This is a genomic window from Alteromonas sp. S167 (assembly GCF_036864375.1).
Taxonomy (GTDB): domain Bacteria; phylum Pseudomonadota; class Gammaproteobacteria; order Enterobacterales; family Alteromonadaceae; genus Alteromonas.
In genome coordinates, this window is the sequence record NZ_JAZETR010000009.1 from 72476 (window position 1) to 87829 (window position 15354).

Here is a 15354-nt window from a genome sequence, read left to right on the forward strand (position 1 = left end):
GCGAGCATTCCTTGAGCGGAGCTATAGAAAGTAGTTATTGGGAAAGTGCTATTTCAGAGAGTATTTGCGAACCGCTTTTTACAAACGCATTGTTTTTACCCGGGTAACTAGGGAGGCTTGCTTGGGCGGTACGCGCCGCGTCCAAAGTAGGGTAGGTTTGATTCGCTACTACAACGTACCAATCTCCACCATATCGCTGTGTTTTGTACGTTCTCGATACTGCGTTTAAACCATTTTCTTCAAGGAAATCGTTGAGTACCGCCACATCTTTCATTGCTAACATTTGAATAGCGAACTCGTTTGCGCTAATCCAGGCACCTTCCACCTGTTGTCTTGTTTCTTCAGCGGTTTGTGCGGCGCTAGTGGCTATTGTTGTATCTGGCTGACTGCCGATTTCATCATTAGGCGCATTGGTAGTATCGGCTCCTGTATTTGAAGCAGCCTGCCCTGAAGGTATGCTAGTCGCGCTATTCTCTAAATTCGAAATAGCATCCTTCCAATCTGTAACAAGCGTAGCTGAATCATCTCTAGGGTTGCTGGTTACAGTATCGCTGGGACCTTGCGCAACAATGTCACCAAACTCTTGTATGTTTTCTTTTGTGTTTTCGGGTGCTCTTTCGTTGCCCGTGGCGTCTGTTGTCAGTGGCTCCGCTACAGCACGTTCATCGGTATCAGCAGGCTGCGATGCATCTGCTTCATCAAGCAGGTTTTTATACGCTGAACCAGGCACTGCCTGTGGAGTATCTGCGATGTCTGCGTCGCTATTAATCGGCGTGAACAGTGAGGCTAGTTTATCGCCGTACTGCCAGTAGACTAACCCCGAAAACGTTACCAAAAACACCGCTAGAATACTGATATAGAGCCACTTTGATTTTAGTGGATTTGAAAAGGTAATGGCGTTTTCTTGCTGCCTATTATCCAAGTGCGCTTGAAATGCCTCACGACGAGACGCAATCATTTTATCTAAATCTGATTCAAAGCGCGGCTGTTCACTCATTACTGACTGACTGCTAATGATAAGTGGCGTTTCGGTATTTTTAGCAGGTAGCCATTGCTTGGCCTTTTCAGCCCAAGCACTGTTGGCAAAAAGTAAAACATTAAGGTGTTGTTTGTTGCCTGCAAATCGGCTTTGTAGTACCAAGTCCCACAGCTCTTGAAGCAGTTTGTCTGGCAGGTGCTGTGCCTGGGTAATGGCAATAAGAATAGGGCCGTTATGGCCGTTTAAGTCAGACAATAGTTCGTTAAGAGGGCGAACGAAACTGCCCACTAACTGACCTAATAGTTGACGACACAGCTGACGACGATAGTCTGAAATATCCATATTATCTTGCGCTGTTAGGTACGCAATTTCGGTGTCGTCGTGCTGCTGAAACACAAAGGCTTCCAACGTTTTTTGTTGCTCAGCAATAGACTCACCGCTAACAAAAATTAGCTGTGATGAGTAATTTACTAAGTATTCCAAACGTTCATGCAGTTCGCTGTGCACGTGGGTTTGCCTCTGTTTTTATTTGCTCACATATACGCGTATCGTACCGTTTTACGCCGCTTTGCGCCTCATAAAACCGTATAGTGATATGACCAATACGCGTATGATCAAAGGCAGTTAGTTAAGTAGGCTTGATAAAATATCGTCAGTAACGTCTTTTGTCACTACAGCTTTGCCGATACCTTGCGGTAGTACAAACCGAATACTGCCTGCCTCAACTTTTTTATCTCGCTTCATGTGTTTCACGTAGTCTGCTTTATCCATCGTTGATGGTCCTTCAACAGGCAACGAGAACGCTTCAAAAAGTGAAACCACGCGACGGGTTTGTGACGCGTCGAACCAAGATAAGGCCTCAGCTGCTTTACAAGCAATAACAGTACCAGCCGCTACTGCTTCGCCATGCAGCCAGTTACCATAGCCTTGTTCCGCTTCTATGGCATGACCAAAAGTATGGCCTAAGTTAAGTATGGCGCGCAATCCGCCTTCTCGCTCGTCCTGTGCAACTACATCGGCTTTTATTTCGCAGCAGCGAAATATGGCTTGGCTTAGTGTGTCCGTATCTAGTGCAACTAGTTGTTCAACATGTTGCTCCAACCACGTAAAAAACGGCGCATCGTAAATAATGCCGTATTTAATGACTTCGGCCATACCCGCAGCGAATTCTCTCGGTGGAAGCGTTGAAAGTGAGTCAGTATCGATAGCAACCAATACAGGCTGATAAAACGCGCCAATCATATTTTTGCCAAGCGGGTGGTTTACCGCTGTTTTACCGCCTACCGAAGAGTCTACTTGCGATAGAAGTGTGGTGGGTACTTGAATGAATGGTACGCCGCGTTGATAGGTTGCGGCAACAAAACCGGTTAAATCGCCAATAACGCCGCCGCCAAGGGCAATGAGTGTGGTGTCTCGTGCAGCATTAAGTTCCAGCAGCCGTGTCATTACCACTTCAAACTGCGCAAGGTTTTTATGCTGCTCGCCATCAGGCAGCACAATGGTCTCAACGTTCACATCGCCACATGCAGCAATGACTTTTTCTAAGTAAAGTGGCGCAACAGTTTCGTTGGTTACAATTACGGCTAACGGGCCTTTTATAAAGGCACTAAAAAGGCCGGGTTGCGATAGCAACCCAGCCTCTATATGTATGGGGTAACTACGTTCTCCAAGTTCCACAGTTAAGGTTGACATTGGCGTAGTACCTCCTAATTACATGTTAATTTTTTATAGACCAATTTTGCTGATAATTTGGTTAGCTACAGCGCGCGCTGACTGGTCGTCTGTGTCAACGATGTAATCGGCCACTTCTTCGTAAAGTGGGTTACGCATTTCAGCTAACTCGCGAAGTACCTTCTCAGGATCTTCATTTTGAAGTAAAGGACGACGTTTATCGCGTTGTGTACGAGCAACTTGCTTATCGATAGTTGTTTGTAAGTAAACAACAATACCGCGGGCAGATAAACGATTGCGCACAGCTTTAGTTACAATAGAACCACCGCCAGTGGCAAGTACAATACCTTGCTTATCGGTCAAGTCGTTAATGACGTTCTCTTCGCGTTTGCGGAAGCCGTCTTCGCCCTCTAGATCGAAGATCCAAGCGATGTCTGCACCGGTACGGCGTTCAATTTCTTGGTCAGAATCAAAAAATTCAAGGTGAAGTTCGTCTGCTAGATGTCTACCGATTGTACTTTTGCCAGCACCCATTGGGCCAACTAAAAAGATATTACGTTTTTCAGCCATATTTGCTTATATCACAACTTAATCATGTTAGGGGCAGCGCACTGTTGCCTTACCAGCCTACCCATTGACTCGTGCCTATTTAGTGTCCAATAAGCACTACTCCTTTAACCTCGCTTAAATTTCGAGAGCGCGATTATCTCAGCTTCGGGTTATACGATGCAAGTTTTGTTACCAACAAATAGCAGGAACTTGTAAATAAACTGCCAAAAAAGTGGTCAAAACAAAAAAGCGCGCCTGAAAAAGCGCGCTTTCAACAAAACTTTGAGTTCACATCGTTACGGTCGCTCTGTAACAATCTTTGGCGTTACAAAGATAAGCAGCTCACGTTTTTGTTGTAACTGAGAGGTATTTCTAAATAATGCGCCCACCAAAGGAAGGTCGCCAAACAGTGGTACTTTCGTTACACCATCTTGACTGGTTTGTTGAAAGATGCCGCCAAGTACAATAGTTTCACCGTTTTCAACCAACACTTGTGTTTTGATTTCTTGCGTATCAATGGCAATTGCGTCGCCGGTAGACGTAGATACCGTTTCGCCTCGCGTGTCTTGAGTTACAACGAGGTCAAGAATAATGCGATTGTCTGGCGTGATATGAGGCGTTACTTTCAAAGACAGCACGGCTTTTTTAAATTCCACCGACGTTGCACCACTCGATGTTGCCTCGACATAAGGAATCTCTGTACCTTGTTCAATATACGCTTCGTGCTGATTGGCAACCGTAATACGCGGGCTGGCAATAATTTCCCCTTTGTTTTCAGACTCAAGGGCTGATAATTCTAGATCTAAAATGGTGCCATCTACCAAACTAGCAATTTGGAAACCAATGCTGCCTGCTGCTGTAGTCACCGGTAGATTAACGTTGAGTCTGTCGTTAATTGATGGGACAACACCGCCTGCAATTGTGTCTGCCCCCTCTATCGAGCCCGATACACCGTCATCGCCCTGTCTATCGCTGAAGCCCCAGCGTACACCAAGCTGTTCATCTACGTTGTCTAACACCGTCACCATACGGCTTTCAATAAGTACCTGTTTAACCGGAATATCCAGGGCATCAATGGTTTTTCTTGCTTCATCAATAGAGGCAAGTGTATCGCGAATGAGAAGTGTATTGGTTCGCTCGTCAACAGTTACGCCGCCACGCTCTGAAAGAATACCGCCTTCAGACGACTTTAAAATTAATGCTAACGCAGCTGCTTTTGCATAATTTACTGGAATGTTAACCGTGTGAAGTGGCGCTAAGTCAGACACTTGTTTTTTAGACTGCAGGGCCTGTGTTTCTCTTGAAGAAAGCTCTTCTGCTGGTGCGATTAGGAGGATGTTGCCTTCCAAACGTTTATCTAAACCTTTAACGCGTAAAATCATATCTAGCGCTTGATCCCACGGCACACCTGACAAGCTAATAGTAACGTTGCCCGACACAGTGTCAGTGGTCACCAGATTAAAACCATTAACTTGCGCAATAATTTGTAGAACCTGTCGCACTGGAACATCTTGAAAGTCAAGTGAGATAGGGTCGCCAGTATATTTGCTTTCAGACGCTAGTGCCTCTTCTTGATCTTCGTCCATTGGTGACACTTCAATGCGTAAAACACCGTCATTAACGCTGTTTTGAACAACAACATTGCCGCTGTAATTCACTTCAATACGCGCGCTGTTGTCTTCTTCAAAAGTTTCAACAGTAGATACTACTGTGCCAAATTCACTGACATTAAGTTCTATAAGCTGATCGTCGCCTAATGCTGTCGCAGATAGCGTTACCGACACTTTCCCTTGCGACTCGATAAGCTGCAGTTTTGGTGTAGTGCCTTTAAATGTGACCAAAGTAACGGCAGCGTTATTGGCACCTCGTGTAAAGTCAACATTGGTTACCGTGGTAGTTATCTTTGCTTTGTTGGCGCTTGCCTGTGGGTCTACTAAGATTGGCTCTTGTGCTTTTACTGGTGCAACAAGTAACGTTAACGAGAATAAAGCAGCAATCGCAAAGGCGAGCCAGTACCATCGTGGCGCTCTGCGGTTAAGAGATTTATTGAATATGTATCGCTCGGCCATTTCTACTCTCCTGCCTTAGATGCTGTAGTCATTGTTGTTGTTTTCCTTTGCCAGCAGCCGGCACCATCCGGTATTAATTGTTCTATACTAATTGAATCGTTGCCAATTTGCGTAATTTTCCCATAAAACAAGCCAATACGGCTTCCAACCTTTGCTTTATGCAATACGCCATCGTTGCTTCGCAATAATGCCCACTTCGTTCCTTGAGCAGAGAAATTTCCACTTAACGCTAATCCGTCAATGCCATAAGCTTCAAGCGCTTCTTTTGGGCGTTGAAAGTTTGGCTGTAAGCAATTCTCTACCCGCGGGCGGCTCACAGGCGCGGTATCGCGCTTAGGTTGTTCAAACGGACTTCTCAATACACTTGCCGTATAAGTAAAAGGCGGGTGCGTTTTAAATTCTGGGTAAGGTTCTATTTTTGGCTTCGCACGCGCTTTAACTTCAGCGGTATACGTGTACAAGTCGTCTAATTTGGGTGCGCAGCCACTAATAAATAGCAGAATGAAAAGCGTAACAATATGGCGCATTATTGTTGCTCCTCTTCTAAATCTGCCGAATTTTCAGAGCGATAGGTCTTCGCTTGAAGTTTTAACGACAAGCCATTTTCTTCACGTTTTATATCGAAGTCGTGCAGCGTTACAATGCGCGGCAGATCAGCGACTTTAGACACAAACTCACCGAAATTGTGATAACCACCGCTCACTTCCATTTCAATGGGGAGCTCGGTGTAAAATTCTTTTGGCACTTCTCGCTGCCAATTAAGCAATTCAAAAGTAAGGCCAGAAGAGGTGCCCACATAGGTAATGTCGTCTAGCAATCCTGGCGTTTCATTGCTGGTAGGAAGGCTTTTCAACATAGATGAGAAGTCTTCTTTAATTTTGGCTAGCTGCTCCTGATAAGCCTCTAAGTTAACAGCAATGCGATATTTCGCTTCAAACTGCAGTTTTAGCTCTTGCTCTTTAAGCTCAGCGGCATCTTTAATTGGAAGCTTCGGACTAACAATCATGTAATAGCTAATCGCGCCCACAACAATAGCGACAAACGCAGCAACGACGATGCGAATTTCATTGGGCCAAATCGCAATTTGCTCAAAGTCGAGCTCGTTAAGTTCTTTTAGTTTTGATACATCAAACTTCATAAACTATTGCGCTCCATCTTGTTCTAGTTCTAATGGGGCAACGTTCGGGCTAATTGAAAACGTTAACGTGAAATTACTGATAGCACGCGCGGCGTCGCTATCAGATTTGATGGTTGAAAGTTCGGCTGCAACAAATACTTTTGAATTATCTAACGCACGCATGAAATCGGACAGACGATTATTCGAATCGCTGATCCCTTCTATTTCAATTCTATTGTCGGTGCGGCGCATGGACTCAAAGGCAACGCCGGCCGGTACAAGTTTAGCCAGTTCGTCAAAAACAATAGGGGCTACATTTCGGCTTACTTGAAGTTGCTCAATAAGTGCCATGCGCTGTTCTATGGCATTCTTACTGTCTTTTACTTTCTTAATTTCAGCTATCTGCGCATCCAGTATTGCAATTTCTTTTTCCAAATACTGATTACGTGAATTTTGATTACTGATTTGCTGGTCGATAGCTTGACCAATGAACCAAAATAGCAGTCCAACAATAGCGGCAACGGCCAAAAGTGCAGCAAGATATTGTTGCTTTTGATGTTGGCGCTGCTTCTCACGCCACGGAAGCAGGTTTACATGTGCCATGGTGTAAAGCTCCTGCTTGCTAGGCCTGCAGCAATCGCTAACTGTGGTGCGATTTTTTCCAAACGTGCAGCGTCTAGTTTTGGGTTAATGGTCATTTTGCTGAATGGGTTGAAGCAGCTTACTTCTAGCCCTAAATCTTGATTAAGAATATCAACCAGTGGTGCAATGGTTGCGGCACCACCGCTTAATAGAATGCTGTTCGGCCTTTCTGCATGTAGAGTACTCATATACATTTGCAGTGCACGATTGATGTTTTGTTGTAAGTTGGCCGCGAAAATGGGCAATGTATCTTCTATCCAGTTGCTCGTAAGCGTGCCATCAAGCAGCTGACGTTCTGCGGTTTCGCGTTCAACCATATGAATAGCGCTAATATCGTCAATCAGGTTATTTAACCCAAACGCATGCTCTTTGGTGTAAATAACGTCGCCGTTTTTCACCACGCATATTTGTAAAAGCGATGCGCCAATGTTTACGCAGCATACCGCTTTTTCAGGGTCTTCATTGGGGTAGAAGAAATCTAATGCATTGCCTATTGCATAGTTTTCCATATCTACAATTTTGGGTTCGAAGTTAGCTTCACGTGCAAGTAACAGGCGGCTATCTACTAAGTCTTTGTGCGCTGCCGTAAGTAATACATTTACTTTGCCTGTGTGCGTAGCGCTAGGCCCCATTTCTTCAAAGTCTAAATACACTTCGTCTAACGGGTAGGGGATTAGGCTGTCAGCTTCAATTTCAATTTGGTTCTCAAGCTCATAGTCACTTTGGTCTGGGTCCATGTACACTATTTTGCTAATTACCGACGTACCTGCTACAGCAACGTTTGCTTGTTTTAATTTTGTTTTTAGCACTTTGCGAATTTTCTTTAGCGCAATACTCACAGACTCGTAATCTTTTATTTCTCGCTCAGAGAATGCAATTTTTGTGATCGGCTCGCAAGCGTACCCCTGGAGTACGAATCCATCTTTCGATTGTTCTAGCCACACCGCTTTTATTTGACGCGTGCCTATATCTAAGCCCACAATGGGTGGCAGCTTTTTGTTAAACAGCGATTTCATTTAAACGTGTCCAGTTTCAAAGGTAGTTGCTCTAAAGTACAATACTACGCTATTTATTTTAAACGTATGGTTCTACAGATAACACATACGTATAAAAAATACGTCATTTCAACAGAATATCTTGGTATCCGTTACAGTGAAGTACATCAAACCACTTATTTTATTTAGTTTTCTATCCGGCGTTTTAGGTGTTGCTGCGCTGGTAGGTATCTACTTTTATATCAAACCAGACCTACCAAGTGTTACTGTACTTAAGGATGTTCGCCTGCAAACTCCCATGCAGATATACACTAAAGATGGAAAACTTATTTCACAATATGGAGTTAAACGGCGGATCCCAGTAAAACTTGAGGATGTACCTCAAGAATTGATCGACGCTATTTTGGCCACAGAAGACAGTCGTTTTTATGAACACCACGGCATAGACCCCATCGGTATAGTGCGTGCTGCAGTAAGTTTAGTGCTAACTGGCGAAAAACGACAGGGCGCAAGTACGCTAACTATGCAGTTAGCAAGAGGTTTCTTTCTGACTAGAGAAAAAACCTACATACGAAAAGTGAAAGAAATCTTTATTGCGCTTCATATGGAGCAAGAGCTAACCAAGCAAGAAATTCTTGAACTATACCTAAATAAAATTGAGCTAGGACACCGTGCTTTCGGTTTTGGGGCGGCCGCACAGGTTTATTATGGTAAGCCGCTAGATGAGCTTACACTTGCGCAACTGGCTACAATTGCTGGGTTGCCAAAAGCGCCATCAGTGCTAAACCCAATAAGTCGTCCAGACCGTTCTGTAGAGCGCCGCCGCGTGGTACTACTGCGGATGCTAGATGAACAATATATTACTAAGGCGCAGTTCGATGAAGCGGCAAGTGCGCCTGTTACAGCGCGTAAGCATGGTGCGGAAATAGAAGTCGATGCGCCTTATCTCGCCGACACCATCTATAACGAAATGGTTGAGATTTACGGTAAAGAAGAAGCTGAAACCGGTGGCTATCAGGTTTACGCCACAGCAACTTCTGAACTTCAAATTGCTGCGCAAAACGCAGTGATACGCAACCTTCATGATTATGATGAACGACATGGTTATAAAGGGCCATTAGGTTATTTATGGGACAAGCCTAAAGCTCAAGATTCAGCGGTTCCTGAGTTAACACTGAGTTTTGATATTAGTGCACGCACTACACGCGGCACGTGGGACGAGACGTCAATGCTGATGGCGCTTGCTGAAATACCACATATCAAGCCGTTAATGCCTGCCGTGGTATTAACCGTTAACGAGCAGTCAATTGAAGTATTAGGCGTTGACGGGCAAAAACGTGAGATTACATGGGATGGCCTTGACTGGGCGCGCCCTTATATTACTGATTTCAGGCAGGGTAGCGACCCTACAACCGCGGCAGATGTTACACAAGCAGGTGCGGTTATTTACATTCGTGAGCAGGAAGGTCAGTGGCGCATTTCTCAATTACCAGAAGTAAGCGGCGCTTTTGTTGCGCTTAATCCTAATAACGGCGCGGTAGAAGCAGTTGTTGGTGGTTACAGCTTCTATCAAAGCCAGTTCAACCGTGCCACACAAGCAAAACGACAAGTTGGCTCAAACATAAAACCCTTCGTTTACGCAGCAGCAATTGACAGTGGTTATACGCTGGCGTCAATTATTAATGATGCCCCCATAAACCAGTGGAATGCGGCGACGGGTGTTGCATGGCGCCCACAAAACTCGCCGGCAGAGTACGATGGCCCTATTCGCATGCGAAAAGCGCTGGGTAAATCAAAGAACGTTGTTTCCGTACGATTGCTGCGCGGTGTTGGATTGCGTGAAACTGCGCAGTATTTAACACGCTTCGGTTTTGACCCGGACGATATCCCGCTAGATGAAACTGTTTCACTGGGTTCAAGCTCACATACGCCACTAGAATTAGTACGCGGTATGTCGACTATCGCCAACGGCGGGTATTTAGTGAATCCGCACTTTATAAATAAAGTGTTAGATGAAAACGGCAACGAGCTATGGCGTGCAAACCCCGTGTGGGCGTGCAACCGATGTGAAGAAGCAAGTGAAGCTGATATTTCACCTGAAAATGATGAACAAGACATTGAAGCGCTGCTTGCCGCTGAACTTAACAACGATGTGTTGTTAGGCTTTGACGAAGAAAGTGAAGAAGAGAAAGTTATTGCACCACAAGTTATTTCATCGCAAACCGCCTTTTTGGTTGGTGAAATGATGCGTACTGCGGTAAGAGCAAACGGTAGCTGGAATAAGAAAACATACTGGCTAGGCACTGGCTGGCGCGCTCGTAATATTTTAGGGCGCACCGACATTGCTGGAAAAACAGGTACAACGAACGACTCCCGAGATACGTGGTTTAGCGGTTTCCATAAAGACATAGTGGCGACAGCATGGGTGGGCTTTGACAATATGAGCAGGCAACTTGGCCGCGCTACACGCAATCAGAACCTGATAAATAAAAACCCAGAGAAGTTTAATTGGATAGGAAACGCTCTTATCGGTACCGAAGATGGTGCGAAAGCCGCAGGGCCTGCATGGATTCGTTTTATGCAAGAAGCCTTAGAAGACAAGCCACATTCGCCCATGCCTGTGCCCGAGGGTATTATGCGTGTTCGCATTGATCGTACCAGTGGGAAGTTGACCAAACGTACAGACCATACGACACTATTCGAATACTTCCTGCAAGGCACCGAGCCAACCACGTATGTTAGAGATGACGAAGTGGTTGATCCTGCCGAACAGGATGAAGAGACTACGCCAGAGCCGGAAGAAATATTCTAAAAACAACAATGGCACACCACAGCGTGTGCCGCTTTTGGTCATGACGAACAATTTGCCTGAACCTATTATCGGAAAACTAATGTCAGACGATTCACAGCAATATCTTTATATTCCTCACGCCGGCCCTTCATTGCTGGAAACTCCCCTACTGAATAAAGGCAGTGCATTTACTGCTAGAGAGCGCGCTGCGTTTAACTTAACGGGGTTAGTACCACCGCGTTTTGAAACCATTGAAGAACAAGTAGAACGCGCCTACATGCAGTACAGCAGCTTCGATGAGGCGCTGAACAAACACATTTACTTGCGTGCAATTCAGGACAACAACGAAACGCTTTTCTATCGCCTTATTCAAAAGCATATTGATGAGATGATGCCTATCATCTACACACCTACGGTTGGCGATGCATGTGAACAATTCTCAGATATCTATCGTAGCTCTCGTGGTTTGTTTGTGTCTTATGAAGAGCGTCACCAGCTTGATGACATCATTCGCAACGCGACTAAACGCAAAGTAAAAGTGATTGTTGTTACCGACGGTGAGCGCATTCTTGGTCTTGGCGACCAGGGTATCGGCGGTATGGGTATTCCTATTGGTAAACTTTCGCTGTACACCGCGTGTGGCGGTATTAGCCCAGCATACACATTGCCAGTTATGCTTGATGTGGGCACTAACAACGAAAAATTGTTGAACGACCCTATGTATATGGGCGCTCGTCACCCTCGAATTGGTCAGGAAGAATACGACGAATTCGTTGATATGTTTATTAAAGCGGTTAAGCGACGCTGGCCGGAAGTGATGATTCAATTTGAAGATTTTGCTCAGCCAAACGCTATGCCGCTATTAAATCGTTATCGTAACGATGTGTGCTGCTTTAATGACGATATTCAAGGTACTGCAGCCGTTACGTTAGGTACAATTTTAGCTGCATGTAGAACTAAGCAACAAAAGCTTAGCGACATGAAAGTGGTGTTTGTGGGCGCAGGTTCTGCGGGCTGTGGTATTGCCGAAATGCTTATCCAACAAATGGTGTTTGAAGGTATAAGCGACGAGCAAGCTCGCAAGCAAGTATTCATGATAGACCGCTATGGACTTGTCACTGAAGGTATGGAAGGGCTTCGTGACTTCCAGCAGAAACTGCAACAAAAACGTGATGATCTTAGCGAGTGGACGTTCAGTGGCGATTACGCGTCATTACTTGATGTAATGCACTGTGCAAAGCCTGATGTGCTTATTGGTGTTTCTGGGCAGCCTGGTTTGTTCACAGAGCAGGTTATACGTGCAATGAAGCAAAACTGTGAATTGCCAATCATCTTCCCACTAAGTAACCCATCTCGCCAAGTTGAGGCGCGACCAGAGCAGGTTATCGAATGGACCGATGGGGAAGTTATTATTGCAACGGGTAGCCCGTTCAAACCGGTAGAATACAACGGAAAGGTGTATCCTATTGCGCAGTGTAACAACTCGTACATCTTCCCTGGTATTGGACTAGGTGTTGTAGCGTCAAAAGCAAAGCTAATTAGTGACGAAATGCTAATGGCTGCAAGTAATGCATTGGCGGCTGCGTCGCCACTTGTGAACACTGGAATTGGTTCTTTGCTTCCACCACTAGCGGCTATTGCTGAAATAAGCCGTGAAATTGCCTTCGAAGTTGGGAAGGTCGCGATGGAACAGGGGCTGGCTTTAGAAATGTCTGACGATGCACTTCGCGCCAGCATTCAGCGTAATTTCTGGAAAGCAGAATACCGTCCTTACAAGCGTGTAAGTATTTAATAATTCATTTCTTCTTAAAAAGCAGGCATGGCCTGCTTTTTTTGTGCCTGCCAAAAAAACACGCTGTGTTTTACGCTTTCTATCAATACGTAAAAATGTGTTGCACATGTGCAACATATTCTTATCCGTGTCTTTGTTTTTCTTTCGTAGATCTTTTTATCCCATTGATTTTAAGTGTTTTTATATGTTGGCACAGACATTGTAATAGTAATGGCTACAAACCTATTGGCGTAAATGTAGCAGCTGCTTAAAGCACTGCTTTTACTTTCGAATAGCACCAGTTTGCGGGCAAAGGACTGCTCGCCTTTTATTCATAGGCCGGGCTTTATTAAGCTCGGCTTTTTTATGTTGGTGACCTCACATCAGCTACCGTTAGTCGAAGGTAGTGAACGCAAACCCTTTTAAATCTGTTCAATATATCCATGTAGATGCTTTAGCCATGTATTTACTAAGGCGTGTAATGAAGGTTCTTGTGTCGAAAAAACCGTGAACCCACTCGCCAAGCATAAAAAATACTCAGTACTACACTGTATTAACGAAAATGATTTTTAAACCAGTAGCGATTTTAAGGAAAAGCAATGTCATCAACAGATAGCTATACACCGCCAGAAATTTGGACTCAGCCCGAGGGCGATGGGAATAAGTGGGCGAGCATTAATCGTCCGGTTTCAGGCGCTACCCACGAAAAAGCGCGTAGCGTTGGAAAGCATCCACTGCAGTTGTACTCACTGGCAACACCGAATGGGCAAAAAGTGACTATTATGCTGGAAGAGTTGTTGGCAGCAGGTATTAGTCAAGCAGAGTACGATGCGTGGCTTGTTAATATAGGCGAAGGTGACCAGTTTTCGTCAGGCTTTGTTGACGTTAACCCCAATAGCAAAATACCCGCTTTGGTAGATACCACCACAACCCCAGAAACCAAGCTTTTCGAATCTGGCTCAATCTTGGTCTACCTTGCTGAAAAGTTCGATATGTTCATTCCAAAAGATCCTCAGTCAAAAGTGGCGTGTTTTAACTGGCTGTTTTGGCAAATGGGATCAGCGCCTTTCTTGGGTGGTGGTTTCGGCCACTTCTACAGCTACGCACCCTATCCAATGGAGTATCCTATCAACCGTTTTGCGATGGAATCAAAGCGCCAGCTTGATGTTTTAGATAAGCACTTGGCAAAGCATACTTACATGGCGGGTGATGAATACAGTATTGCAGATATGGCAATTTGGCCTTGGTACGGTAATTTAGTGCTAGGTAATTTGTACGACGCCAAAACGTTTTTGCAGGTGCATGAATACACAAATTTAAGCCGCTGGGCGAAACAAATTGAACAGCGTAACGCTGTACAAAGAGGCCGCATAGTAAATCGTACGTGGGGCGACGATGGACAAGTACCTAACCGTCACAGTGCAAAAGATATTGATGATGCGCTTAAAGGTTAAAACTACATATTCTATGTAAGCGCTAGATTAGTTCGGCAGTGCTTTTTAAATAGGCGCGTTGAAGTACCGTGAAATCCCAGTTTTTAAACTCAACACGAAACTGAAACTCGCCTATTTGTCCTTCCCATACGTCAGAGGGTACGTTTTGCCATGTTTTCATCGACACTAATTTGCCGCGAAGGCAGTGCAATACTTGAAGGGAGGGATCATCACTAACTCGAGTATTATTCCATTCATCCACACGTGCGTTGGTAATGATTGAGCCTTCCTCGCAGTCGACGTCGAAGAACACAAATCCTCGGTACTCGCCGTCTTGACTCATGGTAACAAGGGATGCGTAGTGTCTATTACCAGACACCTGACGTAATGCAGGCAACTGACCGTCCACGCTTTTTATTTGCAGTCGCGCAAGTTCATCATGCCATCGCCACCCCTGACTACCCATAAAATTGAGTTCTTCGGCTTTTTGTGCGCTTTCGTCAAGTACGCTATAAGAGAACACGCCACTGATAGCGACGGTTATTGCAATAAAAGCCGTAGCAAAAATTACTTTTTTCATAGCGACACCCGAAAACGTTTTATCAATACCACTACGTCTTTACGTTTTTTGCTTGGTTTAGCGCATGCCTAACGGGAATTTAATACAAAGGTTTACTGCGTAGCGGCAATAGCATAAACATGCAAACGAACCGCTTGAGCAGCCTTTTCAGACCAATCACTTCCTGCACTATCGGGCAGTTTTTGAATACTATTTAAGCTAATGAAACCATGCACTAACGCCCATATTTGTGAACCAAGCGAATAGGCTTTCGACTCTGAGGGCGTTCTCTTTGGAATAGCGGCTGTTAGCGTAATCAAGCTGTTCTCAAGCTTCTGGAAAGCCTGTGATGCCTCATCTGACAAGGTTGTGTGGCCTTCAGTATTGCCGAAAATAAGCTGATAATGTGCACGGTGATGTTTTGAAAACAACACAATGCGCTCGCAGGCATCGATGACTTTATCTGAACTGGTATTACCTTGAGCTGCATCAATGGCCTGATAAAGCTTTTCACAGGCGTCAATAAATAGCGCATCTATTATGCCCTGCTTGCCCTTAAAGTGACTGTATATACCAATGGTGGATAGGCCTGCCTTCTGAGCAATGTTTCGCACGCTGAGGGCGTCAAAGCCGTCTGATATAAAAATCTCAGAGGCCGAATGTAGAATTCTTTCTTTATTATGCATTAGAAATAACCGTGTGTTAGGCGCACATGTGCTGTTGCTATAACGCAGTTATAACTATAGAAAACAAAGTGAAAAGTTGCGTAGGCTTACGT

General features: G+C 44.9%; 13 protein-coding genes. 3 read left to right on the top strand and 10 right to left on the bottom strand.

Features of this window, described 5'->3' with window-relative positions; all coding sequences use genetic code 11:
* Positions 1-34 precede the first annotated feature (34 nt).
* The 8 genes from V7R35_RS14195 to pilM form a co-directional block, all read right to left on the bottom strand.
* A complete protein-coding gene (locus tag V7R35_RS14195; protein WP_334015560.1) occupies positions 35-1486 on the bottom strand; it encodes an SPOR domain-containing protein in 1452 nt (483 codons plus the stop codon).
* A 117-nt stretch (positions 1487-1603) separates the two neighbouring features.
* On the bottom strand, positions 1604-2671 hold the full coding sequence (gene aroB / locus V7R35_RS14200; RefSeq protein ID WP_334015561.1) for a 3-dehydroquinate synthase: 1068 nt from the start codon (positions 2669-2671) through the stop codon (positions 1604-1606).
* A gap of 33 nt (positions 2672-2704) precedes the next feature.
* The gene (aroK, locus tag V7R35_RS14205) at positions 2705-3220 is read right to left on the bottom strand and encodes a shikimate kinase AroK (RefSeq protein WP_334015563.1); all 516 of its coding nucleotides are present in this window, start codon (positions 3218-3220) and stop codon (positions 2705-2707) included.
* Between the two features lie 275 nt (positions 3221-3495).
* Positions 3496-5268, bottom strand: a complete 1773-nt coding sequence (locus V7R35_RS14210; protein WP_334015564.1) for a type IV pilus secretin PilQ — start codon at positions 5266-5268, stop codon at positions 3496-3498.
* A 2-nt stretch (positions 5269-5270) separates the two neighbouring features.
* On the bottom strand, positions 5271-5795 hold the full coding sequence (locus tag V7R35_RS14215; RefSeq protein WP_438823483.1) for a pilus assembly protein PilP: 525 nt from the start codon (positions 5793-5795) through the stop codon (positions 5271-5273).
* The gene (locus V7R35_RS14220) at positions 5795-6406 is read right to left on the bottom strand and encodes a type 4a pilus biogenesis protein PilO (protein ID WP_334015565.1); all 612 of its coding nucleotides are present in this window, start codon (positions 6404-6406) and stop codon (positions 5795-5797) included. The genes V7R35_RS14215 and V7R35_RS14220 overlap by 1 nt, the downstream gene beginning before the upstream one ends.
* Before the next feature lie 3 nt (positions 6407-6409).
* The gene (locus tag V7R35_RS14225) at positions 6410-6988 is read right to left on the bottom strand and encodes a PilN domain-containing protein (RefSeq protein WP_334015566.1); all 579 of its coding nucleotides are present in this window, start codon (positions 6986-6988) and stop codon (positions 6410-6412) included.
* Positions 6976-8043: a type IV pilus assembly protein PilM gene (gene pilM / locus V7R35_RS14230; protein ID WP_334015568.1), complete on the bottom strand. Its 1068-nt coding sequence runs from the start codon at positions 8041-8043 to the stop codon at positions 6976-6978. Before pilM ends, V7R35_RS14225 begins: the two co-directional genes overlap by 13 nt.
* Before the next feature lie 136 nt (positions 8044-8179).
* Between pilM and V7R35_RS14235 the strand changes: the two genes are divergently transcribed.
* The 3 genes from V7R35_RS14235 (at position 8180) to yghU (ending at position 14038) form a co-directional block, all read left to right on the top strand.
* The gene (locus V7R35_RS14235; protein ID WP_334015569.1) at positions 8180-10834 is read left to right on the top strand and encodes a penicillin-binding protein 1A; all 2655 of its coding nucleotides are present in this window, start codon (positions 8180-8182) and stop codon (positions 10832-10834) included.
* A gap of 79 nt (positions 10835-10913) precedes the next feature.
* A complete protein-coding gene (locus V7R35_RS14240; RefSeq protein ID WP_334015571.1) occupies positions 10914-12605 on the top strand; it encodes an NAD-dependent malic enzyme in 1692 nt (563 codons plus the stop codon).
* A 578-nt stretch (positions 12606-13183) separates the two neighbouring features.
* The gene (gene yghU, locus V7R35_RS14245; RefSeq protein WP_334015572.1) at positions 13184-14038 is read left to right on the top strand and encodes a glutathione-dependent disulfide-bond oxidoreductase; all 855 of its coding nucleotides are present in this window, start codon (positions 13184-13186) and stop codon (positions 14036-14038) included.
* Between the two features lie 22 nt (positions 14039-14060).
* On the opposite strand, the gene V7R35_RS14250 is transcribed toward yghU, so the two are convergent.
* Both V7R35_RS14250 and V7R35_RS14255 read right to left on the bottom strand, forming a co-directional pair.
* Positions 14061-14597 (bottom strand): hypothetical protein, encoded by a 537-nt coding sequence (locus tag V7R35_RS14250; protein WP_334015573.1) that lies wholly within the window; start codon positions 14595-14597, stop codon positions 14061-14063.
* A 92-nt stretch (positions 14598-14689) separates the two neighbouring features.
* Positions 14690-15262, bottom strand: coding sequence for a TetR/AcrR family transcriptional regulator (locus V7R35_RS14255; protein WP_334015575.1), 573 nt, complete (start codon positions 15260-15262; stop codon positions 14690-14692).
* Positions 15263-15354 lie beyond the last annotated feature (92 nt).

Bases quoted from the DNA above. Each gene is read 5' to 3' on its own strand.
- aroB (WP_334015561.1), bottom strand. From the start codon at position 2,671: ATGTCAACCTTAACTGTGGAACTTGGAGAACGTAGTTACCCCATACAT.
- V7R35_RS14225 (WP_334015566.1), bottom strand. From the start codon at position 6,988: ATGGCACATGTAAACCTGCTTCCGTGGCGTGAGAAGCAGCGCCAACAT.
- V7R35_RS14240 (WP_334015571.1), top strand. From the start codon at position 10,914: ATGTCAGACGATTCACAGCAATATCTTTATATTCCTCACGCCGGCCCT.
- V7R35_RS14220 (WP_334015565.1), bottom strand. From the start codon at position 6,406: ATGAAGTTTGATGTATCAAAACTAAAAGAACTTAACGAGCTCGACTTT.
- V7R35_RS14255 (WP_334015575.1), bottom strand. From the start codon at position 15,262: ATGCATAATAAAGAAAGAATTCTACATTCGGCCTCTGAGATTTTTATA.
- aroK (WP_334015563.1), bottom strand. From the start codon at position 3,220: ATGGCTGAAAAACGTAATATCTTTTTAGTTGGCCCAATGGGTGCTGGC.
- V7R35_RS14215 (WP_438823483.1), bottom strand. From the start codon at position 5,795: ATGCGCCATATTGTTACGCTTTTCATTCTGCTATTTATTAGTGGCTGC.
- V7R35_RS14250 (WP_334015573.1), bottom strand. From the start codon at position 14,597: ATGAAAAAAGTAATTTTTGCTACGGCTTTTATTGCAATAACCGTCGCT.
- pilM (WP_334015568.1), bottom strand. From the start codon at position 8,043: ATGAAATCGCTGTTTAACAAAAAGCTGCCACCCATTGTGGGCTTAGAT.
- yghU (WP_334015572.1), top strand. From the start codon at position 13,184: ATGTCATCAACAGATAGCTATACACCGCCAGAAATTTGGACTCAGCCC.
- V7R35_RS14210 (WP_334015564.1), bottom strand. From the start codon at position 5,268: ATGGCCGAGCGATACATATTCAATAAATCTCTTAACCGCAGAGCGCCA.